The organism is uncultured Porphyromonas sp. (genome assembly GCF_934359325.1).
Lineage (GTDB): Bacteria > Bacteroidota > Bacteroidia > Bacteroidales > Porphyromonadaceae > Porphyromonas_A.
In genome coordinates this window covers 1-21,406 of the sequence record NZ_CAKRLH010000011.1, presented here as the reverse complement: position 1 = coordinate 21,406, position 21,406 = coordinate 1, and the positions used below count along the sequence as shown (strand labels likewise).

The following is a 21,406-nucleotide window of genomic DNA, read 5'->3' as shown; positions in this document are numbered from 1 at the left end:
AATACAAACTAGATAGAGACTAAGTAGCATAATGAGACATAATAAGAAATTCAATCATCTCTCCCGCACCAGCAGTCACCGCAAGGCATTGCTCGCCAATATGTCTGCCTCGCTGATCATGGAGAAGAGGATTGTCACCACCCTCGCTAAGGCTAAGGCTCTGCGCCTCTACATCGAGCCGATAATCACCCGAAGCAAGGAGGACAATCTCAATAACCGCCGTATGGTCTTCCGTGAGCTCCAGAATAAGGAGGCCGTCACGGAGCTCTTCACGGTGATCGCACCCAAGGTAGCTGACCGTCCCGGAGGCTACACCCGCATCATCAAGCTCGGTCGTCGTCGCGGTGATGACACCATGACCTGCTTCATCGAGCTGGTGGACTTCAACGAGGTCTACACGCAGGAGGGCAAGACCAAGGCTACGGAGGAGAAGGCAGCTAAGAAGAAGACCCGCCGCTCTCGTCGTAAGAAGAGCGAGGAGACCGCCGAGGCTGCTCCCGTCGAGGAAACCAAGGCTGAGACCCCCGCTGAGGAGGAGACCAAGTAAGGATCCCTTCCCTATATTTAGGCAAAGGAGACGTACCCCACTGAGGAGTGCGTCTCCTTTTTTTTGTACCCCATTACGCGGAAAATGGGTAACTTGCCGACGCATGTAATGATAAGACCATATCCAACTAATTCTATAAAATACCATGACCTACGATATCGCAGTCATCGGCGGTGGTCCCGCCGGATATAATGCGGCAGAGTATGCTGCCGGGAAGGGGAAGAGGGTAGTCCTCTTCGAGAAGGGTAATCACCTCGGCGGCGTCTGCCTCAATGAGGGTTGCATCCCCACTAAGGCGATGCTTCACTCTGCTCACCTCCTTGAGAAGATCAGCAATGCTGATAAGTACGGCATCACCGTCGACGGCAACGTCAGCGCCGACTACGGCAAGATCATGACCCGTAAGAAGAAGATCGTCCGGAAGCTGGTCGCCGGCGTCAAGCAGAAGCTCCTCAAGTCCGGTGTCGAGATCATCGACGGTCTCGCCGCCCTCGACGGAGAGACTGAGGACGGTAAGATACGCATCCGCTGCAACGATGCCGAGTACGCCGCCTCCGACGTCCTCCTTGCTACAGGGAGTGAGGTAAGCATTCCCCCCATCGAGGGCATCGGAGAGACCGAGTACTGGACCTCCACCGAGGCACTCAGCGCCCCTGAGCTCCCCAAGTCCATCCTCATCATCGGCGGAGGAGTCATCGGGATGGAGTTTGCCGGCTTCTACTCCGCCATGGGCGTCGATGTGACGGTCGTGGAGATGATCCCCAAGATCCTCGGTCCGATGGACTCCGAGGTCTCCTCGCTCCTCCAGCAGGAGTGCGAGAAGGCCGGAGTCAAGTTCTTCCTCCAGGCCAAGGTGGTCTCCCTCCATACCGGGGCCGTTACCATAGAGACCTACGAGGGTCAGCGAGAGGTCCTTGAGGCAGAGCGCATCCTCCTCTCCACCGGTCGCCGACCCATCACCGAGGGTCTGGGACTAGAGACACTCGACATCGAGATGAATCGTCGTGCCATCAAGGTCGACAACCACATGCGCACCTCTCACAAGCACGTCTACGCTGCAGGTGACTGCGTCGGTGGGATCATGCTCGCTCATGTCGGTTACTACGAGGGTGAGGTGGCCATCCGCAATATTGTCGATGGCGCCGATGAGGAGGCTCGCTACGACTCCATCCCCTCAGTCATCTACACCAGCCCCGAGTTTGCCAGTGTCGGAGCGAGTGAGGACGAGCTGGAGAAGGCCGGCACTGACTACAAGGCGCTCAAGATCCCGATGACCTTTGCCGGACGCTTCATCGTAGAGAATGAGCGCGCCACCGGACTCTTCAAGATCCTCTACCACGCCGAGACGAAGAAGGTCCTCGGGGTGCAGATCTATGGAGATCCCGCCTCTGAGATCATCGCCATCGGCGGTCTGGCGATCACTGAGGGCATGACGCTCGATGAGCTCCGCCATCAGATCTTCCCCCACCCGACGGTTGCCGAGATCTTCCACGAGGCTGCCTATATGGCTGAGGACTGATCATCCGTATACAACGAAGCAAAGGTCGTGACGCCCGATGTGGTGCCACGACCTTTGTCTTTGAGAGACCAACATCGGTCCCTATCTCCCCTGCCTTTCGCGCTATCTCATCGGACGAGTCCGGACAGTGCGATAGACACTTGGTCCTCACTCGGAGGAGACAAGGTTATTCGGTTGGCGCTTTGGCAGGCTTGGGGATCTCGAATCTGACCGGGATGTGAAAGCGGGCTCTTACAGGTTGCCCATTCTTCATCCCCGGCTTCCACTTTGGCATGGCGCTAACCACTCTTAGAGCCTCTTTGTCAAGTAACTCGTGGATGCTTCGTTCTACTTCTGCATTGGAGATAGAGCCATCCTTTTCGACGATGAAAGTGACCATCACACGCCCTTCGATATGACCATCAACAGCCTCCTTTGGGTATTGGACATTTTGGCTGAGCCACAGCATCATCTCTGCCATACCTCCCGGAAACTCGGGCATATCCTCTAAGAACTCAGAGACCTCTTCCTTAGCCTCTGCAGATTGCTGGGATTTGAAGCTGATTGGAACAAAGAAGCGGGTTCTTACAGGTTGCCCATTCTCCATGCCCGGTTTCCACTTAGGCATGGCTTTGACCACTCTTAGAGCCTCTTTGTCCAGTGACTCATGGACACTTTTTATTACCTCGGCATTGGAGATAGAGCCATCCTTTTCAACGAAGAAGGAGACTATCACACTCCCCTCAATATTGGCCTTAGCAGCCTCCTTAGGGTATTGGATGTTTTGGGCGATCCACTGCATCATTGCTTTTTGTCCACCGGGAAACTCGGGTAGTACATCTACGTGCCTTGATGCTTTATCTACAGTTGGTGGCGGAGCCACTTCTGTTGCTGTGCTAGCTTCGGCCTGCTCTATGGTTACCATCTGAGTACCGAGTGCCAAGAAGGCAAGTACCGGGAGGGCCGACAGAGCGTACACTATAGCTAGTTTCTTGTTCGTTTTGTTCTTGCTGTTCATCATTACGATTCGTTTCTTTAGGTCTTGCATAGAAAATGAGAGCGAGGGTAGCTCTACCTTCCGACCTAGTGTACACTCCAGTAACCGGTACTGGTAGGTCTTTCGGTCGCTTCCCTCTCGCAACACCCCTTGGTCTGCTAGGTACTCAAGGTTTGTACGCAGTTGGTGGAGCAATCCCCACGCACATGGATTCCACCACTGTAAGGGCTGCAGCATCATACTAATGATGATATCCCAGTAGTGCTTCTGCCTGATGTGCTCCAGCTCATGCGACAGAATAGTGGGTGTGATATCGCTATTGGATAATGACTTGGGGATAAAGATCGCCTTCCCAATCGTGAAGGGGGCTAGCTCTTCATCCATCTCGTAGAGTGTGGCATTATGGCTGAGCTCTCGCTTCGTGGAGGTGCGGCATAGTCTATAGAGTTTGTACCCGCCCGAGGTTAGCCAGATGAGCGTACTCGCTGCACCGATAGCCCAAGTTGCCATCAGCACTCTGGTCCAGTCTATTGTGTTTCCCCTTGTCGCAGGAGCAGTGATGGTTGGCTCCTCCTCTATCACAATAGTAAAGCTGGGGAGCAGCCTATCTTCTGCCTCTTTTACATCCCTTTCCGGTACTGCTATAGAGAGCAGAGGGAGCAGAAGGCTAGAGGCGATGGCGATAAGGTAATACCACCGCTTGGCTCGGAGTAGGGTGCTTTTGCGGAGCAATACCACTCCGAGGAGGTAAAAGAGAGCAATCCCTACTCCCGACAGACCTAGATATTTCAGCCAAGTCATCATACCGACTACTCCTCTTCAATTAGTTTCAGGATCTCCGAGATCTCGTCCTTGCTTACTTTCTCCTCCTGTGCAAAGTGCTGTACCAGACTTTTGTACGAGCCTTTGAAGAAGTTAGAGACTATATATTTAATGGTCTTATCGGTGTACTCCTCCCGGCTCACCAGAGGGGCATAGATGTGACCCCGTCGCTTCCCTGTGCGAGTAACATACCCTTTGTTCTCCAGCTTGCTGACCACCGAAGCCACTGTAGTGTAGGGGGTATCCGAATGCTCCATCAGGGGGATGGCATCGCTTATCTCACCTTCTCCGATAGACCATAGTGCACGCATAAAGTCCTCCTCGAGAGGGGATAGTCCGTTTAGAAAGTTTGGCTCGCTCATATTGTTGTTATATACGATTGATGTACTTACTACGATTTATTCGTAGCAAATCTACGACAATTTCGTAGATAAACAAACTTTCGCCCAATATTTATAGCACGCAATGCCAGAAGTGGCTTACAGACAAGCTTCTTGGCGTTCAGTATTCCGGTAATATTTCGTAGCCTTCCCGGTTTTCAAAGGTCTTCTATATGCTTTCTGGATAGCTTCTTTGTGAAGGAGTGATCTTTAAGAGGTGCCCTGTCGGCAGTCTGGTCTGGGGTAATCTGACATTTGATGATCTCTCTCCTGTCATTGAGGACTATATGGAGCTTAAAACCATAGAGCCACCCCCGTGGTACTCTTCCCTTTGTTGGTCACCCTGTCGAGCGTAGACACCTCCAAATTAAACCCGGTATTAGTGATCACTATTACCGGGTTTAGTGATCACTAATACCGGTAATAGAAATCACTAATACCGATATTAGACTCGGCGCTTCCTGCAGACTGTCTCGGAGCCCGGGATGACGCATTTGAGTTTTACAGCTAAGAAGTGATAATCTATGCTGCTGTGCCATCTCATGGACCAACCCTCTCCTGATGCTCCCGCCTGCAGATTCCGCAGGGGCAGAGCCCCGGAGGGATCATCGCTCCATAGCCCGCGTGTCGAGGCACGAAGTGCCGAAGACCGCGGGAGAGGATGCAAGAAAGATATACGACCCCGCCAGGGTGTCGCACTTATCAGGGAGTCATGCAACCAGTGCGACACCCTTGCGGGGTCGCAGTGTCGCTTGCGATGCCTGATCCACGGGTCTTCGGGGCTACGCCCCTCGACCACGTGGCTAGGAAGCGGGCACCCGCAAGGGGTGCATCGTACCACACTCCTCGCGATGAGATGAATGGCTTCTGTACCACTCAAATGCGTCACCCCTTGTCTCAGAGGCGATTGCGCTCGGAGGACTTGACGGTCGACCGGCGCTGCTTATTTTCCTTGGAGCTAAAGCGCCAGGTGATCGTCGCACTGATGTACGATAGGTCTTGATCCTCCACCTGTGCGAACCCTAGGTCTCCGATCCGCGTGGCGTACCTGCTGATGTGCTTCCTCAGTGGGTCGTGCCACTTGAGCGTCAGGTCAAGTCCCTTACTCGGTAGGGAGCCGTGGATACTGAGGTCTAAGTAGTGCACCGGCTCCACAAGGAATATGCCGGAGTAGCCCTTGCCGATATAGGTATAGTCCAGGCTCATATCCACGTGGCCGAGGATCAGACTGTTGCCCAGGTGGAGGTATGGCTGTGGTCTGCTCAGTCGCTTCACTTCCTCGCCGACCCTTACTGCGGCTGAGCTGCCGAAGAGTCCGAGCGAGATATTCGGGTTGTAGACCCCGTATCTGTGGTTGAAGTTGGCTAATAGGGAGCCGCTCCAGTAGTCCCCCTCGAAGTTGTCCCACGAGTTAATGAATCGATGTCGGTCAGTCGGATCGGTCCTGTAGGTGACGAAGATCGGATCCTTGGTACGGGTCAGCTTTCCGCTCAGGTAGATACTCCTGACAGACACGACGTACTGCAGTGTGGTCTTGAGCTGTCTCTTGAGGTCGGGATTGCCTACCTGGCTGTTGTACCTATTGAGGTAGTAGGTGCTGTTGCTGAGCTGTCCGAGGGAGGGTCTCAGCGCAACGGATCGGATGCTGAGGTTATGAGACCATATCCCGGAGGAGAAGGAGAGGGAGAAGTAGGGAAGCACATTTCCATAGCATGCTGCCTCGCCGGTCTCTGACATCTCTGTGCGCTGGTACTCATATCGCAGTCCCCCACTTAGTGAGACCTTATCGAGGGAGTGGGTATACTCTGCATAGAGGGCATTCACCGTCTCATCGTATCCGGTCTCCTTATCTGTCTTACCGGGGAGTCCGGTGGTGGTCGCGGAGAGATGGATGAGATTGACCTCGTCCCCCACCAGTAGGTTGCCGTGGTCGCCGAGACTATAGTGGACCTGACCGATACCTGCCAGCAGTCGATATCTGCTGCTATTGCCGGTGGTGGTCAGACGAGAGGTCTCACCGGTGGTGCTCTCATCGACAGACTGTTGGCGATCCGCCCGAGTGTCGAGATAGTCGGCTGAGAGGTCTACCCTGAGCCGCTCCGATGGGGTGTATCTCCCGGTCAGAGTGACCTGGCTCTGAGATCCTCTCTCGGATAGAGAGGAGTGTGAGCTGCTTGTGAGACTCGGCGTGCCGGACTCCGAGATCTCATACGATGCATCACCGAGGTCTTGTATATGGTAGCTGTCCCGACTGCCGTCCAGCGTCACTTCCCATCTCTTACTTGGACGGTACGAGATGCCGGTACCCATCGACAGGGTGTTCATATAGGTTTTGCTGAGGAGGAGGGTCCTCATATCCTCTCGCGGAGCTGCCCACTGAGTATAGGTCATGTCCTGACGAGCAGCTCTGCCAAATCTATTGTAGTCTAAGTTGCCGAAGAGACTCACCCGCTCGTTTTGGTAGGCGAGGTTGCACCACTCTCGGTGGGAATTGAGGTGGTTGCGCGTGTAGCTTGCCCCGAGTGTGGAGGAGAGTCCTTTGAGACGCTCATTACTCTGTATCTCGACGACCGCGCCCGTTGTGCCGGGATACTTCACCCCTGGATTGGTGATCAGGGAGACGGACTTTATTCGCTTGGGGTCCAGCTGCCTGACTTCCTCCATGCGACGTACTTTTCTCCCATTGATGTAGTACGTCACGCTTCCTGACACGAGAGACCGGAGGCTGCCATTATCGTCCACTATGCCGGGGAGCGTGAGGAGCAGGTCTTTCATGGAGGCTTTAGTCGCGAGGATTGTCCCCTCCACAGACATGCGTAAGCCGCCGGTGGTGGGGCTGAGGCTCTTCCGCTCGCCGATCACCATAAGATCGTCAAGGAGGGCCGGATCAGCGACCAGTTGGATCACAAGTGTCGAAGTGGTGCTCTCCACACGTCTGTAGGAGGCTTGGTATCCCAGTGAGGAGATGCGTAGGAGGGCCGGTAGACTCACCCCGTCCAGCGTGAAGCGCCCCGTCTCGTCCGCAACCAGCCCGCCTATGATGGTGCTGTCGGAGGGGTTGCAATGGGCGATGGTGGCGAAGGAGATACCCGCTCCTGTCTCATCCACCACCTTGCCGGCTATCGTATGATCTTGGGCAGTTGCCGGGAGGGAAAGTATGAGGAGGAGTAGGCTTAGGGCAAGTAGTCTTTTCATGGCGTGCATGGTGATGACGATAAACTTATTTTATGCCCCAAGGTTACTTTTTTTACATATCAAAGGCAGTCTCTCCTCGTGAGGGTGAGGAGCTCGAGGTAGGAGGGGAGGCGGGAGAGGAGGCGGGTCTCCTCTCCGTCGTAGCCGACGAGGTAGGCGTAGATCTCACGCCCATTGGTGATCACCAGCACGGGGACCCGGAGCACCGAGTTGTACCGGTAGATCTGCTCCAGCACCGCGTCTGAGAGACGGATGGAGGGCGCCTTGTACTCGATGATCATCAGCGGCGACTGGTCGGGGGCGACGACGAGGGTGTCGCAGCGACGGGAGAGCTTCCCGACGCGCAGCGACACCTCATTGCCCATCAGCTCGGGCGGATAGCCCAGCTTGTCGATCAGATGGCGCACAATTCCCTGCCTGACTCCCTCCTCGGGGGTCAGCGCCACCTCCTTCCGCCGGAGGGGGTCGTAGACCATTGGTCTCTCGCTCTCTCTACTTTCCGCCATAAAGGGGTATATTTGTCTCAGAAGTCATCACTACCGCCATGCCCTACACAAAAGAGCCACAGAGTGTCCTCACCGCGATCGACTCCACCAAGGAGCCGTACCGCATCTATTTGCTCACCGGTGAGGAGGAGTACTTCACCGACAAGATAGAGAAAAAAATCGAGGCCGCCTATATGCCGGAGGAGGCGAAGGACTTCAATTACACCCTCCTCTACGGCACCACGGCGACGCCCTCGCAACTGCTGACCGCGGCTCGTCGCGCCCCGATGATGGCGAAGTATACCCTTACGGTGGTGCGGGAGGCGCAGGCGATGATGCAGGGTGGAGGAGGAGCGCTGATGGAGGTGCTGGGCAACCTCGTCGATCACCCGGTCCCGTCGTCGATCGTGGTGCTCTGCTTCAAGGGCGGGAAGAAGCCTGCCCGCAACCTCGGCGTGATCAAGAACCTGACGAAGACGGTGGGACTCTACGTGGAGTCGCCCGAGATCCGAGACTACCAGATCAGTGGCTACATCCGTCCCCTCGCTCTCGAGCACGGACTGACCCTCACGCCTGAGGCGGTGCAGGTGGTGGCGGAGCATATCGGGACCGACGTCACCCGGCTGGATAGCGAGCTCGAGAAGCTGGCACTCGCCCTTCCCTCTGAGGTGCGGGATCAGGTGACGCCCGAGCAGGTGCTCACCTACACGGGACTCAATAAGGAGTACACCGCCTTTGATCTCAAGCGCGCCCTCGCCCGCAAGGATCGGCGGCAGTCGCTCATCATCGCCCGCTCACTCTCGGAGGACAGCAAGCGGGTGCCGGTGCAGATGATCATCCCGACGCTCTTCGGCTACTTCGCCGACCTGCTCACCGCCTTCTACGCCCCACGGCCCTACACCGAGCAGAGCGTGATGAGTTACCTCGGTATTAGTTCCTCCTTTTTTGTCAAGGACATTATGCTCGGGCTTAAGAGCTACACGCCGCATCGCGTCGTCGAGATCATCCATGCCCTGCGCCACTCGGACGCCAGGAGCAAGGGAATGTACAGCGACCAAGGCGACCCCGATGAGATACTGCTGGACCTGGTGTTGCTGATCCTCAATTGATACAATCTACCAAGCGAGTCATATAAGTATTTATGGAGAAGAAAAATGTAATCGCCACTCCCGCAGGGGCTGCCACTGAGCATCCTCTGGAGCTCTTTGCCCACTGCCCCAAGTGTGGCAGCCCCCACTTCGGGGTCGTCAATGCCAAGGCGAAGAGGTGCGAGGACTGCGGCTTTGAGTACTACGCCAATGCGCAAGCCGCCTGCGCCTGCTTTATCACCGACCTAATGGACAATATGCTGGTCGCCGTGCGCGGCAAGGAGCCTGCCATCGGTACCTACGACCTGCCGGGAGGCTTCGTCGATATGGACGAGACCGGTGAGGAGGCGATGGCGCGGGAGCTGATGGAGGAGACCGGCATCGATGCCTTCGGAGGTCTGCGCGGTGGGATCCACAGACCGCCGAAGTATCTCTTCTCTCTCCCCAATCTCTACCTCTACTCCGGGATGACGCTCCACACGCTGGACCTCTTTTACCACCTCAAGGTGGAGTCCCTCGTGCCCTACGTGGATCAGGCGGGAGACGATGTCGCCAAGCTACTCATCGTCCCGATACGGGAGATCGTGCCGGCAGACTTCGGTCTCCGCTCCATCCGCCGTGCGGTGGAGATGGTGCGGGAGGAGCACTACTTCTGATCCGGACCTGAGAGCCGGCTAAGACTCCAGCGCAGCGAGTGCGGTGCGGAGGAGCTCCATAGCCAGCTCCTGCCGGCCACTGATGTAGTCGTACACCGTATCCTCAGAGAGGACGCCGCGGATGAGGTCGTCGGGCAGCTCGCCTCTCTCGTCCGCCTCGTAGTCCTCCATCCAGTCCCCATCCATGTAGTACTCCTCGAGGATGCGAGAGTCCTCGAGTGTCTCATTCCACTGCTTGCAGGCGGCGGAGAGCCGGGCTGTTGCCTCCACGCAACGGTCGAGGCACTCCTCCATCTCCCGGATCCGCTCTACTCTTTCTCTTGTCTTCTTGTCCATTACGACTCTTTGCTTTAGTTGACCTTTTCCCTCTACCCACAAAGGTACACTAATGTGGGTGAACCGTGCGGAGGGAAAAAATCGGTACATTTGTGAAGCAAGAGCAGTTATGTCAAGTATGAGTACAACGATAAAGGTGGGTGACCACGTGCGCTTCCTCGATGCGACAGGAGGCGGCGAGGTGACCCGTATCAGTCGGGAGGGAGTGATCTATGTGCGGGATGAGTCGGGATTTGAGCTGCCGACCCGTGCGAGCGATGTGGTCCCGGTGACCGAGGGGAGCACGATTGCTCCTAAGCCGGTCGTCCCCGCATCGAGACAGGAGCCTATCGCCCCGGAGCCGGCTCCTGCACTGCCGGCAGAGAATCATCGGAAGCGGCCGACCGACAGCGACCACGACCGGATCAACGCCTACCTCTGCTTCCTTCCCGAGGATCCGGAGCAGCTGGGGACGTCGCCATTTGAGACCTATCTCGTCAATGACTCCAACTTTGACCTCCTCGTCCTCTACACTTCCGGTCGTGGGGCGCTGCAGGAGGTGCGCTACGAGGGGCTGGTACCCTTCGACAGTTCCGAGTTCCTCGAGAGCTTCCTCCCGTCGGAGGTCAATGATCGAGCCCACGTACAGCTGGCGCTGGTGCCGATGAAGCGAGGGACGCTCTACACTCCGCGCGAGCCGCTGGTGGTGGAGCTGAAGGTGGATGGGACAAAGTTCTTCCGCGAGGGCGCGTTTGTCTCCAATGACTTCTTCGACGACGGCGCGATCGTCTACCATGCAGTGAAGGACGATCAGCCTTACCGGCGGGGTAGGGTGGAAGGGGAGAAGCTGGCGGAGGCGATGATCGCGAAGAAGAAGCGTGCCGACGCCCCTCGTCCCCGCCCACAGGAGGAGCGACCGATCTCCAAGGAGGAACCGGTAGTGGTCGACCTCCACATCGACAACATCATCGAGACGACCGCCGGTATGTCGCCCAAGGATATCCTCGACTACCAGCTGGACTATGTGCGGCAGGTGATGGAGAAGTACCGCCAGCCAAAGCTCAAGGGCACGACCGTGATCCTGATCCATGGCAAGGGCGAGGGGGTGCTCCGTAAGGCGGTTCTCGACCTGATCTCAAGAGAGTACCCGCGCAGCTCCACGCAGGATGCCTCCTTTGCGGAGTATGGATTTGGAGCGACGCAGGTCAAGGTAAGATAAGCTCTCCTTTAATTCACGTACAGACAGAATACATATGGCACTTGAGATAGAGCGAAAGTTTCTTCTGCGTCCCGGTATGACGCTGCCCTCCTCAGATCATGTGGAGAATATCCGTCAGTGCTACCTCGTGTCGGACGATGCGATGGTGGTTAGGGTCCGCATTATCGATGAGGAGCGTGCGATCCTCGGGATCAAGATCGCACACGAGGAGACCCTCTCCGTCAGGACGGAGTATGAGTATGAGATCCCCATCGAGGAGGCGCTGGAGATGATGTCGGTGGCATCGACCACCCCCATCGTCAAGCAGCGGCATGTGATCGAGGTGGGAGAGCGGAAGTGGGAGGTGGACTTCTTTGAGGAGGAGAATGAGGGACTCATCGTCGCCGAGGTAGAGCTCCCCTCCCTGCAGACTTCGCTCCCTCTTCCGGAGTGGATCGGTCGCGAGGTGACCGATGATAAGCGGTATACTAATGGATCCCTTGCTCGCCACCCCTATGTGGAGTGGCAGGATGAGGTGACGGAAGGCTAATAGACTGTATATGAAGCGACTTACTCTTCTCTTCTCCCTCCTTCTCTCCCTGAGCCTCGTCGGCTGTCGGGAGCGGAGCGAGGTGGTGACGATTGACCTCTTTGCGACCGGCGACGTACATGGATCGCTCTTCCCGGAGAGCATACTCGAGGGTGCCGACACCGGTGGCGGTGTGGCTCGCGTGGCTACCGTCGTGCGCTCCTATCGTGAGCGTCCCGAGGCGAGACCGGTGCTGCTCCTCGATGCAGGGGATCTCCTGCAGGGGCAGCCGCTCACTTATTACTTCAATGTGGTCGACACCTTATCCCCTCATGCGGTGGCCGAGATGTACAACTACCTCGGCTACGATGCAATGACGGTCGGCAACCATGACATCGAGACTGGCCATAGCGTCTACGACCGCTTTGTGCGGGAGGCGGACTTCCCCATCCTAGGAGCCAACGTGGTGGACACCGCTACGGGCAAGCCCTACTTCAAGCCCTATGTGGTGGTGGAGAAAGGGGGAAAGAAGATCGCCATCCTCGGACTTACCATGCCGACCCTCACCGACAACCTCCCGCCCCATCTCTGGAGCGGGCTCGAGTTTAGAGACCAGGTGGAGACCGCCCGGGCCTACCTGCCTAAGATCCTGAGTCAGAAGCCGGATCTCCTGATCTGCCTCATGCACAGCGGTCCGGGGAAGAAGGAGGGGGATCCTCGTCCGATGGCTGCCAACGTTGGCTATGACCTCGCCAAGGCGATCCCGGAGGCGGATATCGTCCTCTGCGCTCACGACCATCGGGCAGCCCTCGACTCGATTCCTCGAGAGGCGGGCGGATGCACCTATATCCTCGATGCGGGAGCGGACGGACGGCTGCTCTCTCACTGCGAGATCTCTCTCGGGGTGAGCGGAAGTGGTAAGCCGGTCGTGCGGGTAGTGCCCGAGCTGATCGACCTCTCCGCATACGAGCCGGACGACGACTTTATGGAGCACTTCGCCCCCGCGGAGCAGCAGGTGCGTGACTTCGCAGCGCAGCCGGTGGGACAGCTTGCTGCCTCGATGGACTCCCGGAGTGTCTTCTTCCGTCCGGCACCCTTCACCGACCTGATACACCAGCTCCAGTTGGAGATATTCCCTGAGGCGGAGGTCTCCCTGACCGCCCCGCTGGTGGAGAACCTTGTCATCCCTGCCGGTCCGATCCGTATGGCGGACCTCTTCAACCTCTATAAGTACGAGAATTACGCCTACCTGATGCAACTCCGCGGGTCTGAGCTAAAGGCGCACCTCGAGGAGAGCTACGATCGGATCATCCGGACGATGAGCTCGCCCGAGGATCCGCTCTATCGGATCGATGAGTCGAAGAGAGGCGGACCTTATCTACCGCTGGAGGGTCCCTCCTTCAACTTCGACACCGCCGCCGGCATCAGTTACCTCGTCGATGTGACCCGTCCCTCCGGAGACCGTATCGAGATCACCGGGGTGGGGAAGGGGAGACCCTTCGATCCCGATGAGGAGTATCTGGTGGTGATGAGCTCGTACCGAGCTCAGGGCGGTGGAGGACTCCTCACGAGCGGTGCAGGTATCCCCAAGCAGGACCTCCCCGGTCGTGTGGTCCGCACCACCGATCGTGATCTGAGGTACTACCTGATCGACTTCTTCGAGCGACACAATCCCTATACTCCATGTGTCATCTCCTCCTGGACCTACGTCCCCGATGCTTGGGCGAGGGTGGCAGTCCCCCGAGACAGCGCATCGATATTTCGTGACTTTCCTCGTCCCTAACTATGATTGATATGGTACACACGCACACCTACGGGGTGCTGATGGCCGGTGGTGTCGGATCGCGCTTCTGGCCGATGAGCCGTCGCGAGCAGCCCAAGCAATTCCTCGACATCCTCGATGAGGGGCGCACGATGATCCGCTCCACAGCCTTCCGCTTGGAGGCAGTCGCACCGGCGAGCCACTTCTACGTGGTGACCGGACAGCTCTACCAGGACGAGGTGCTGCGGCAGCTGCCCTACCTCCATCCCTCGCAGGTGCTGACGGAGCCAGTGGGGCGCAATACCGCCCCCTGCATCGCCTATGCCGCCTACCGGATCTACGCCGAGGATCCCGAGGCGATCATGGTGGTCTGTCCGTCGGATCACCACATCGATGACGCAGTCTCCTACCAGAGGGTACTGCATCAGGCGATCACTTACGTGGCGGAGCACGACGTCCTCATGACGATCGGTATCGAGCCTACCTATCCCGCGACCGGCTACGGCTACATCAAGCTCGCCGGTGAGCCCGATCAGAAGGGGGTCTATCGCGTGGCGCGGTTTAAGGAAAAGCCCGATTTGGAGGAGGCTGAGCGACTGCTCGCCCGAGGCAATCACCTCTGGAATGCGGGGATCTTCGTCTGGAAGGCAATCGACATCATCAATGCACTGGAGAAGTACCTCCCCGACGTGGCAGTCCACTTCGCCGAGATAGAGACCTATGGCGAGCCCGGCGAGGCAGAGGATGCCGCCGACGCCTACCGCAGCTGTCCCTCGATCTCGATCGACTACGGCGTGCTGGAGCAGGCAGATAATGTCGTCGTCCTCCCCGGCAGCTTCGGCTGGGACGACATCGGTACCTGGTCCGGTCTCGAGCGGTATATGAGTGAGCACAAGGGTGAGCGCAGTGAGCCACAGACCCTCTTCCTCGACGATAGCGAGGGAACTTTCGTCCGTGAGACCACGCCGCGGAAGAAGGTGGTGGTCAATGGTCTGGAGGACTTCCTTATCGTCGATACGCCCGACCTGCTCTTCATCGCTCCCAAGGGCGATGAGGCGCGGCTGACTGAGCTGCTGCGGAAGTACCCCAAGGAGACCGGCATCGAGTGACCCCTCCCCCGAGTACAGGGGTGACGCATTTGAGAGCCAGCGTGACTGCATCCGCAAGGATACCCGTTCCCTAGGCATCGGTCGAAACATGAAGTTACAAGGACCGATGTATGAGAATTAATCCCCGATCCTGCCCCCATACGGGTGGCGGCGCATCTAAGAGATAGGCTCTGCGACCCGCAAGGGGTCGAGGTCAGGACGTCGATCTCCCACAGGTCATCGCCGCTGTCGCGGCTCGACCTGTGGCTAGGAAGCGGGGATCCCTGACGGGATCCGGCACCCGTCGGGAAGGTGTGGACACGGGGGCGGTGGCAGGCACCCCTTGTGGGTGCTCGTTTCCTAGCCACGAGGTCGAGGGGCGTAGCCCCGACGACCCGTGGATCAGGCATCGCAAGCGATCGCGACCCCGCTAGGGCGTCGCACTCCCTGATAAGTGGACACCCTAGCGGGGTTGTATATCTTTCTTGGCATCCTCTCCCGCGGTCTTCGGTGGTTCGTGCCTCGACACGCGGACTAAAAAACGATGATCCCTACGGGGCTCTGCCCCTGCGGGATCGGCAGTCGAGTGCATTAGGAGAGGAATCTCGCGCTGCGGATCTCCTCTGCATAGATGTAAAGCTCAAATGCGTCACACCTGGTGGCAGACCCTTTTCGTAAAGCTGATCTTTTGAAAAGAGCTGAAAAATTGGTATCTTTGGTGTAGCTCGTAAAGAATAGCAGATTTTATGAATAAAAAGAAGATACTGTACATCGCTCAGGAGATCTCCCCCTATGTGGAGGAGAATGTGAGCGATCAGTCCAAAGTCCTCCCTCTGGGTATGCTTGCCCGTGGGCACGATATCCGCACCTTTATGCCCAATTATGGCACCATCAACGAGCGGCGTAATCAGCTCCACGAGGTGATCCGTCTCTCGGATGTCAATCTCACAGTCAATGACAAGGTCCACCAGCTGGTGGTCAAGGTGGCCTCCCTCCTCCCGCAGAGGATGCAGGTCTACTTCATCGACAATGACGACTTCTTCTCCCGCAAGGGGACGGTGACCGATAAGGAGGGAAACTTCTACGAGGACAATTGTGAGCGGTCTGCATTCTTTATCCGCGGTGTCTTCGAGACGGTGAAGAAGCTCCGCTGGGTGCCGGACATTATCCACTGCCAGGGCTGGTTCTCCGGTCTGGCACCGCTCTATCTGAGCACGCTCTACAAGGATGACCCAGCACTATCGGGAGCCAAGGTGGTCTTCTCTATCTACGACATGACGCCGGAGACCCCCTTCGGTCAGGATCTGACCCAGGTGCTGGGGTACGACGAGATCAAGCATGAGCTTCTGGATGGGTCTGCACTGAAGCGTGATGACCTCTATAAGCTGATACTCAGCTACGTCGATGGACTCCTTTTCGCTACCTCGGATGTGAGCGACGAGACGCGCGAGTCGGCTGCCAAGCTCGACCTGCCGGTGATGGACTATGATAATACGGAGGAGGCTATCGAGGCGGTGGATGCCTTCTACGACCAGTTGCTCGGTAAAAAATGAGTTAAGGTGACCTCCGCCGACCTCTCTTTGATATAAAATTGTCACCTTTGCAGGAGCAAGATAGGGATCACTCCGGTCTCGCTTGTCTCCAGACTCACCATACGCCATCACTCATGATCAAGATGACTCATAAGCTTAGTCTGCCTCTCGCCTCCCTCCTCGTGGGGCTCTGTCTCTTCCTCGTCTCCTGCGAGGATCGGTCGAGCTCACTCGGAGTCGGTATGATGCCCGACTATACCCGATATAAGTCCTTCGACAGCTCCTTTGACCTCACCTATCGCACCATCTCTGCTGATGTGGGGGGCTCAAAGATCTCGGACGCCGGCACGCAATACAATCGGATGTATGTCAGCTCCAACTACGGCTACATTGGACGGATCCCCAGTCAGGAGTTTGGCGGTATAGAGACCGAGTACCTGACGCAGATGTACTGCCCGGAGGGCTTCCTCTTCCGTGATCAGCCGGTGGACAATCGCATCGACTCCGCCTTCCTCACCCTCTACTACGACGGCTACTCCGGCTATGGGAAGGATCTGGTCGAAGTGACGGCATACGCACTCGAAAAGCCGCTCCCCGGCGGGAGCAAGTACTCGCTGGAGAGCATCTCCGACTACTACACCCGCGGTGTGAGCAAGGAGCTGGGCCGTGTCTCCTATATGGCAGTCACCGGTACGCCGCACGAGGGCAAGGGGACCTGGATCCGCATCCCGATCGATCGGGAGATCGGGCAGGACTTCTACGACAAGTCTGCCGCCGGGAGTGAGGTGTTCAAGAGCCAGGCGGCCTTTGACCGCTACTTCCCCGGGGTCTACTTCCGCATCTCTGCCGGGACCGGTAGCGTCATCCGTGTGGTACGGACGGCGCTCACCTTCTGCTACCGCACGGAGCAGATGCTCAGGCGCCCCTCCACCGGCAAGGTCGACTCTCTCGCCTATGTCCCGACGATACAGGAGCTCTCCCACACCAACGAGGTGCCACAGCTCTCCCGCTTTGCCAATGCAGGGCTGAGCAATCTGATCGGCTCCGGTACCGACTACGCCTATGTCAAGTCTCCGGCAGGCGTGCTGGCAGAGATCACCATCCCCACGCGTGAGATCAAGAAAAAGCTGGACGAAGCTCCCAAGGGCTCTGTCCGTGTCCTCGCCTCGGCGCCCTTCGTCATCTCGGGAGAGAATCGTGAGCTCTCCGAGTATCAGCTGGTTTACCCGACCAGTCTCGTGCTGATGCCGCGAGACTCTGTGGCGGGATTCTTCGAGCATGAGCTGACCGACACCGACTCGCCCTACACCACTTATGTGAGTCGTCAGGCGATACAGGGCTCGTCGACCTACTCCTTCGGCAATATCTCGGCGCTGATCAGTAAGCACATCGAGAAGAAGCCGGATGAGGACCTCCGTGTCGTGGTCGTCCCGGTGCAGTATGTCGCCGCTCAGCAGCAGCAGAGTGGGGCGGTGTCGCCCTCCTCGGTGACCAATCTGGTCCTCCCATCCACGCTGAAGATCAAGATGGATGGTAAGAATAATAAGCTCCGCGTCTATATCAACGAACGCAAGGAGGGGTCGCCCTTCTGATGCGCTTCGCACGTTAATACCTTAGGGAGACTCCTCGATCCGGTGCGTTGGGGGAGTCTCCTTTTTTTACTCTATCTTGTGATGAGAAAGTCCTACATCCTCCTCCTTCTGCTCCTCCTTGCCGCTTCCTCCGGGACGCTTCACGCCCAGTCCACGCTGACGGAGCGGTCGCAGTCGGTGGTCCTGGTGAAGAATATGGTGGACCTCATCCCCCTCACCCTCGGACCGACCGAGAGGATCTCCCTGCTGAGTGACGATGTGAGGGCGAGTGAACCACTGGAGCGCCGCCTCGGCTACTACCTAGCGGCGGATCGCCTCACCGTCAGATCAATGGCAAAGGTACCCTCACTCTCGGCGGATGAGCTACTGATCGTGGCGATCCATCACGGAGATCGTCCCCTGCCTGAGGGGGTGGACTCGCTCCTAAGTAAGCAGAGGAGTGTCCTGCTCTTTATGGATCGTCCCTCCGACGATCACTATACCGACGCCGTCATAGCGGCAGATGCGATAGCCCTCTCGTATAAGGGCGAGTCGGGGATGACGGCGCTGGCGGATGCGCTGATGGGTGGGATCCCCTTCGGAGGGACGCTGCTGGATGACAGGGCGACCCTTTTCCCCAACGGCGCCGGTCTCACCACCTCTAAGACCCGCCTCGCCCCCGCTCTACCGGAGGATGTGGATCTGGATGGGCGTATCCTCTCGCGGATCGACCGCATAGCCGAGGAGGGACTTAGGTCGGGTGCCTATCCCGGCTGCCAGGTGCTGGTCGCCAAGGACGGGTATGTGGTCTACAGTAAGGCATTTGGTCACAAGGACGCAAGGCGAAGGGAGCGAAATAGTACCGAGACGCTCTACGACCTCGCCTCGATGACGAAAGCGATCGCCACCGTGCCGCTGGTAATGATGGCGGATGACGAGCGCAGGTTGCGGCTCGGCGACCGGATCGATAAGCATATCGACTACCTCCGCTGGAGCAATAAGGGCGACGTGAGGATCTCACAGCTCCTGCAGCACAGCGGAGGTATGCCGGCGGTGATCCGTTTCTACCAGGAGATGATTGATGAGAGCAGTTACGAGCCACCGCTGATCGCCTTTCGCCGAACTGCCGGCTATCCGACGCAGATGGATCGAAATGCTTGGGCAAGGTCGGGATTTCGGTACAAGACCTCGATGGTCAGCCGCGATTCGACGGCGGTCTACTCGCAGCGCTTCTGCAAGGGACTCTACCTCTCCCCCGAGGTGCGGGAGATGATGCGCCGAGAGATGAAGGAGTGCAATCGCCGCACGGGGGGCTACCGCTACAGCGACATCGACTTCCTCCTCCTGCAGGAGGTGCTGGAGCGCTCCTACAGACAGGGACTGGACACGCTCTTCAGCGAACGGGTAGCCGCACCGCTCGGTCTCACCAAGCTCTGCTACAGACCGCTGCGGTACTTTGATCCCAAGGAGATTGCCGAGGGGCAGCGGGATAACTTCCTCCGCCACCAGACGCTGCGAGGCGACGTGGATGATGAGGCGGCAGCCATGCTGGGCGGCGTGAGCGGCAATGCGGGACTCTTCGGCAATGCCGAGAGCTGCGCCGTGGTCTGTCAGATGCTCCTCGATGGTGGGCGGTACGGCGGACAGACACTCATCGATGCGGAGACGATCCGTCACTATACGGAGTACCGCCACCGCCCCTCGCCCTATGCGCTCGGCTTCGACCGGCAGCGGGGCGGCGGACGAGGGAATACCTGCGAGGAGGCACCGATGAGTACCTATGGCCATACAGGATTTACCGGCACCTGCTTCTGGATCGACCCCACCAATCAGATCGTCTACATCTTCCTCAGCAATAGGGTCGCTCCTCAGCGCTGGAATCGCAAGCTCTCCTCCCTCAACATCCGCACCCGCATCCAGTCCGTCATCTACGATGCCCTCCCCTGAGGTCTCTTCTGGAGTCGTACGAGTCGGACCAGATGGATGAGAGGTTATGTCGTATCCCGACCCCGGCATTTCTCGGCTGAGGTGGGAGAGGATCTCAGGATTTGTCGGTATCTTTAGCAGCACAAGCAGACAGCTACACCCTATACCTATGACAGAGACAGATCAGAGAGCCATGCTTTAGGCGACCATCCGGAGGATTACCGACAATGTGTGCGCTGACGTCTACGTTTTGGAGGGAACGGCACTTCCCTTGGCACCCTTATCCATTCACTGAAGCACTAATACAATGAAGCAAGAAGGACAAGTCATTATCTATGTCAATGAAGAAGGCGACACTCGTCTCAATGTTTTACTCGAGGATGAGACTGTTTGGCTTTCACAAGCACAGATCTGTGAGCTCTACCAGACAAGTAAGTCTAATGTTAGTGAGCACATAAAGAACATATTTGTGGAGGGGGAGCTGGATGAGAATTCAGTTGTTCGGAAAAACCGAACAACTGCATCTGACGGGAAGACATACCAAGTGAAGTACTACAACTTAGACATGATTATCTCACTTGGATATAGGATCAAGTCCATCATTGCCACGAGGTTCAGACAGTGGGCCACAGCTCGCCTCAAGGAGTATATGATCAAGGGATTTACCCTTGATGATGAGAGACTAAAGAATGGAGGAGGTGGCGCCTACTGGAAAGAACTCCTAGACAGGATACGAGATATTCGATCTAGTGAAAAGGTAATGTATAGGCAGGTCTTGGATTTATATGCCACTGCTATCGACTACGACCCTAAGAGCCCTCTATCAATTACTTTTTTCAAGATGGTGCAAAACAAATTGCACTATGCCACGCATGGGCAAACAGCAGCAGAGGTGATATTTAATAGAGTGGACTCAGGGAAGGTCTTTGTGGGACTGACGACATTCAAAGGCTCATGGCCAACGCTTGCTGATGCTAAGATCGCGAAGAACTACCTTACGAGTGATGAACTAAAGATCCTAAACAATTTAGTATCCGGATACTTTGACCTTGCAGAGCTTCAAGCGATGCGAAGGAAACCGATGTATATGGAGGACTATATCAGACAGCTTGATAACATACTCTCATCTACTGGTGAGCAGGTATTAACGCATGCGGGCACTATCTCACATCAGCAAGCCATGACAAAAGCAGAGAAAGAGTATAAAAAGTGGCAGCAAAACACGCTGTCTCCCGCTGAAAAGGATTACCTTCAGGCTCTCAAGGAGCTGAGAGATGAAGCCAAGGAACTCAAGCCCCAAAGTGAATAGCCTATATGCAAAACCCTAGCTCCGGGGTCGAGGGGTAGGGGGACTTTAGAGGGCGCGACACCCTAGCGGAGTCGCTGGGTAACGCTGACCCATCGTAACCCGGAGTCTTCGGGGCTGCGCCCCTCGACATCCGGGCTATTTATGCTAACCACCAAACTTTTTGGGTAGAAATTTTATGCAGTCTGATATTGACGAGCTATTTTGAGGTGGTGATCGGGATCATATAGGGTGTCGTTCTTCACCATAGCCCATATTATAGTGATCAGCTTATTCTTGATGTTATTGATAATGACGAGCTTCGGCTTGCCCTTTTTGCGCAGCCTTTCCCTGTAGAGGGCGATCTCAGGATTCCAATTCATGGCTGAGACGGCGACCATATACAGAAGTCCCGAGTAGTAGGAGTCAGCCTGCCTGCTCCTATGGGAGCCGTTTTGTATGGACGTGCCGGACTCGCTTCTGAAGGGGGCTATCCCGAGGAAACAGGCTAGAGACCTCTTGGAGCTGAATG

General features: G+C 56.9%; 18 protein-coding genes and 1 pseudogene. 12 read left to right on the top strand and 7 right to left on the bottom strand.

All coding sequences use genetic code 11. The annotated features are described in order from the left end of the window. The first annotated feature begins 31 nt into the window (after positions 1-31). Both rplQ and lpdA read left to right on the top strand, forming a co-directional pair. A complete protein-coding gene (gene rplQ, locus Q0F21_RS01210; RefSeq protein WP_297236613.1) occupies positions 32-547 on the top strand; it encodes a 50S ribosomal protein L17 in 516 nt (171 codons plus the stop codon). 145 nt (positions 548-692) lie between these two features. Further along, positions 693-2,066, top strand: coding sequence for a dihydrolipoyl dehydrogenase (gene lpdA, locus Q0F21_RS01205; RefSeq protein WP_297236611.1), 1,374 nt, complete (start codon positions 693-695; stop codon positions 2,064-2,066). Between the two features lie 166 nt (positions 2,067-2,232). On the opposite strand, the gene Q0F21_RS01200 is transcribed toward lpdA, so the two are convergent. The 5 genes and pseudogenes from Q0F21_RS01200 to Q0F21_RS01180 form a co-directional block, all read right to left on the bottom strand. Beyond that, the gene (locus tag Q0F21_RS01200; protein WP_297236609.1) at positions 2,233-3,843 is read right to left on the bottom strand and encodes a M56 family metallopeptidase; all 1,611 of its coding nucleotides are present in this window, start codon (positions 3,841-3,843) and stop codon (positions 2,233-2,235) included. An 8-nt stretch (positions 3,844-3,851) separates the two neighbouring features. Beyond that, complete coding sequence (locus Q0F21_RS01195; protein ID WP_297236607.1) at positions 3,852-4,226, bottom strand: BlaI/MecI/CopY family transcriptional regulator; 375 nt, start codon at positions 4,224-4,226, stop codon at positions 3,852-3,854. A gap of 176 nt (positions 4,227-4,402) precedes the next feature. Beyond that, a pseudogene (locus tag Q0F21_RS01190) lies at positions 4,403-4,576 on the bottom strand (transposase); the annotation flags it as partial. A 565-nt stretch (positions 4,577-5,141) separates the two neighbouring features. After that, on the bottom strand, positions 5,142-7,439 hold the full coding sequence (locus Q0F21_RS01185) for a TonB-dependent receptor (RefSeq protein WP_297236605.1): 2,298 nt from the start codon (positions 7,437-7,439) through the stop codon (positions 5,142-5,144). 59 nt (positions 7,440-7,498) lie between these two features. Further along, positions 7,499-7,945: a type I restriction enzyme HsdR N-terminal domain-containing protein gene (locus Q0F21_RS01180; protein WP_297236603.1), complete on the bottom strand. Its 447-nt coding sequence runs from the start codon at positions 7,943-7,945 to the stop codon at positions 7,499-7,501. Positions 7,946-7,983: 38 nt separating this feature from the next. Between Q0F21_RS01180 and holA the strand changes: the two genes are divergently transcribed. Together holA and Q0F21_RS01170 are read left to right on the top strand one after the other, a co-directional pair. Then, a complete protein-coding gene (gene holA / locus Q0F21_RS01175; protein ID WP_297236601.1) occupies positions 7,984-9,033 on the top strand; it encodes a DNA polymerase III subunit delta in 1,050 nt (349 codons plus the stop codon). A gap of 32 nt (positions 9,034-9,065) precedes the next feature. After that, the gene (locus Q0F21_RS01170; protein ID WP_297236599.1) at positions 9,066-9,668 is read left to right on the top strand and encodes an NUDIX domain-containing protein; all 603 of its coding nucleotides are present in this window, start codon (positions 9,066-9,068) and stop codon (positions 9,666-9,668) included. A gap of 18 nt (positions 9,669-9,686) precedes the next feature. Here Q0F21_RS01170 and Q0F21_RS01165 read toward each other — a convergent pair whose 3' ends face one another. Further along, positions 9,687-10,004 (bottom strand): DUF4298 domain-containing protein, encoded by a 318-nt coding sequence (locus tag Q0F21_RS01165; RefSeq protein ID WP_297236597.1) that lies wholly within the window; start codon positions 10,002-10,004, stop codon positions 9,687-9,689. Between the two features lie 118 nt (positions 10,005-10,122). Here Q0F21_RS01165 and Q0F21_RS01160 point away from each other — a divergent pair, with 118 nt between their 5' ends. The 8 genes from Q0F21_RS01160 (at position 10,123) to Q0F21_RS01125 (ending at position 20,898) form a co-directional block, all read left to right on the top strand. Then, positions 10,123-11,202: a DUF2027 domain-containing protein gene (locus tag Q0F21_RS01160; RefSeq protein ID WP_297236596.1), complete on the top strand. Its 1,080-nt coding sequence runs from the start codon at positions 10,123-10,125 to the stop codon at positions 11,200-11,202. Positions 11,203-11,236: 34 nt separating this feature from the next. Further along, positions 11,237-11,731: a CYTH domain-containing protein gene (locus Q0F21_RS01155; protein WP_297236594.1), complete on the top strand. Its 495-nt coding sequence runs from the start codon at positions 11,237-11,239 to the stop codon at positions 11,729-11,731. 10 nt (positions 11,732-11,741) lie between these two features. Further along, entirely contained in the window at positions 11,742-13,493 is a 1,752-nt protein-coding gene (locus Q0F21_RS01150; RefSeq protein ID WP_297236592.1) for a bifunctional UDP-sugar hydrolase/5'-nucleotidase, read from the top strand. Positions 13,494-13,504: 11 nt separating this feature from the next. Next, positions 13,505-14,581: a mannose-1-phosphate guanylyltransferase gene (locus Q0F21_RS01145; protein WP_297236590.1), complete on the top strand. Its 1,077-nt coding sequence runs from the start codon at positions 13,505-13,507 to the stop codon at positions 14,579-14,581. A 725-nt stretch (positions 14,582-15,306) separates the two neighbouring features. Further along, positions 15,307-16,113, top strand: coding sequence for a glycogen/starch synthase (locus Q0F21_RS01140; protein ID WP_297132496.1), 807 nt, complete (start codon positions 15,307-15,309; stop codon positions 16,111-16,113). A 122-nt stretch (positions 16,114-16,235) separates the two neighbouring features. Continuing rightward, positions 16,236-17,684 (top strand): DUF4270 family protein, encoded by a 1,449-nt coding sequence (locus Q0F21_RS01135; RefSeq protein WP_297236588.1) that lies wholly within the window; start codon positions 16,236-16,238, stop codon positions 17,682-17,684. 81 nt (positions 17,685-17,765) lie between these two features. Further along, positions 17,766-19,610: a serine hydrolase gene (locus Q0F21_RS01130; protein ID WP_297236586.1), complete on the top strand. Its 1,845-nt coding sequence runs from the start codon at positions 17,766-17,768 to the stop codon at positions 19,608-19,610. Between the two features lie 286 nt (positions 19,611-19,896). Then, the gene (locus Q0F21_RS01125) at positions 19,897-20,898 is read left to right on the top strand and encodes a virulence RhuM family protein (protein WP_297236584.1); all 1,002 of its coding nucleotides are present in this window, start codon (positions 19,897-19,899) and stop codon (positions 20,896-20,898) included. 173 nt (positions 20,899-21,071) lie between these two features. On the opposite strand, the gene Q0F21_RS01120 is transcribed toward Q0F21_RS01125, so the two are convergent. After that, positions 21,072-21,406, bottom strand: a 335-nt coding sequence (locus tag Q0F21_RS01120) for a transposase (RefSeq protein WP_297236583.1), incomplete at its 5' end; no start/stop codon positions are given.

Coding starts and splice junctions, on each gene's coding strand:
- rplQ (WP_297236613.1), top strand. CDS start 32: ATGAGACATAATAAGAAATTCAATCATCTCTCCCGCACCAGCAGTCAC.
- lpdA (WP_297236611.1), top strand. CDS start 693: ATGACCTACGATATCGCAGTCATCGGCGGTGGTCCCGCCGGATATAAT.
- Q0F21_RS01200 (WP_297236609.1), bottom strand. CDS start 3,843: ATGACTTGGCTGAAATATCTAGGTCTGTCGGGAGTAGGGATTGCTCTC.
- Q0F21_RS01195 (WP_297236607.1), bottom strand. CDS start 4,226: ATGAGCGAGCCAAACTTTCTAAACGGACTATCCCCTCTCGAGGAGGAC.
- Q0F21_RS01185 (WP_297236605.1), bottom strand. CDS start 7,439: ATGAAAAGACTACTTGCCCTAAGCCTACTCCTCCTCATACTTTCCCTC.
- Q0F21_RS01180 (WP_297236603.1), bottom strand. CDS start 7,945: ATGGCGGAAAGTAGAGAGAGCGAGAGACCAATGGTCTACGACCCCCTC.
- holA (WP_297236601.1), top strand. CDS start 7,984: ATGCCCTACACAAAAGAGCCACAGAGTGTCCTCACCGCGATCGACTCC.
- Q0F21_RS01170 (WP_297236599.1), top strand. CDS start 9,066: ATGGAGAAGAAAAATGTAATCGCCACTCCCGCAGGGGCTGCCACTGAG.
- Q0F21_RS01165 (WP_297236597.1), bottom strand. CDS start 10,004: ATGGACAAGAAGACAAGAGAAAGAGTAGAGCGGATCCGGGAGATGGAG.
- Q0F21_RS01160 (WP_297236596.1), top strand. CDS start 10,123: ATGAGTACAACGATAAAGGTGGGTGACCACGTGCGCTTCCTCGATGCG.
- Q0F21_RS01155 (WP_297236594.1), top strand. CDS start 11,237: ATGGCACTTGAGATAGAGCGAAAGTTTCTTCTGCGTCCCGGTATGACG.
- Q0F21_RS01150 (WP_297236592.1), top strand. CDS start 11,742: ATGAAGCGACTTACTCTTCTCTTCTCCCTCCTTCTCTCCCTGAGCCTC.
- Q0F21_RS01145 (WP_297236590.1), top strand. CDS start 13,505: ATGGTACACACGCACACCTACGGGGTGCTGATGGCCGGTGGTGTCGGA.
- Q0F21_RS01140 (WP_297132496.1), top strand. CDS start 15,307: ATGAATAAAAAGAAGATACTGTACATCGCTCAGGAGATCTCCCCCTAT.
- Q0F21_RS01135 (WP_297236588.1), top strand. CDS start 16,236: ATGACTCATAAGCTTAGTCTGCCTCTCGCCTCCCTCCTCGTGGGGCTC.
- Q0F21_RS01130 (WP_297236586.1), top strand. CDS start 17,766: ATGAGAAAGTCCTACATCCTCCTCCTTCTGCTCCTCCTTGCCGCTTCC.
- Q0F21_RS01125 (WP_297236584.1), top strand. CDS start 19,897: ATGAAGCAAGAAGGACAAGTCATTATCTATGTCAATGAAGAAGGCGAC.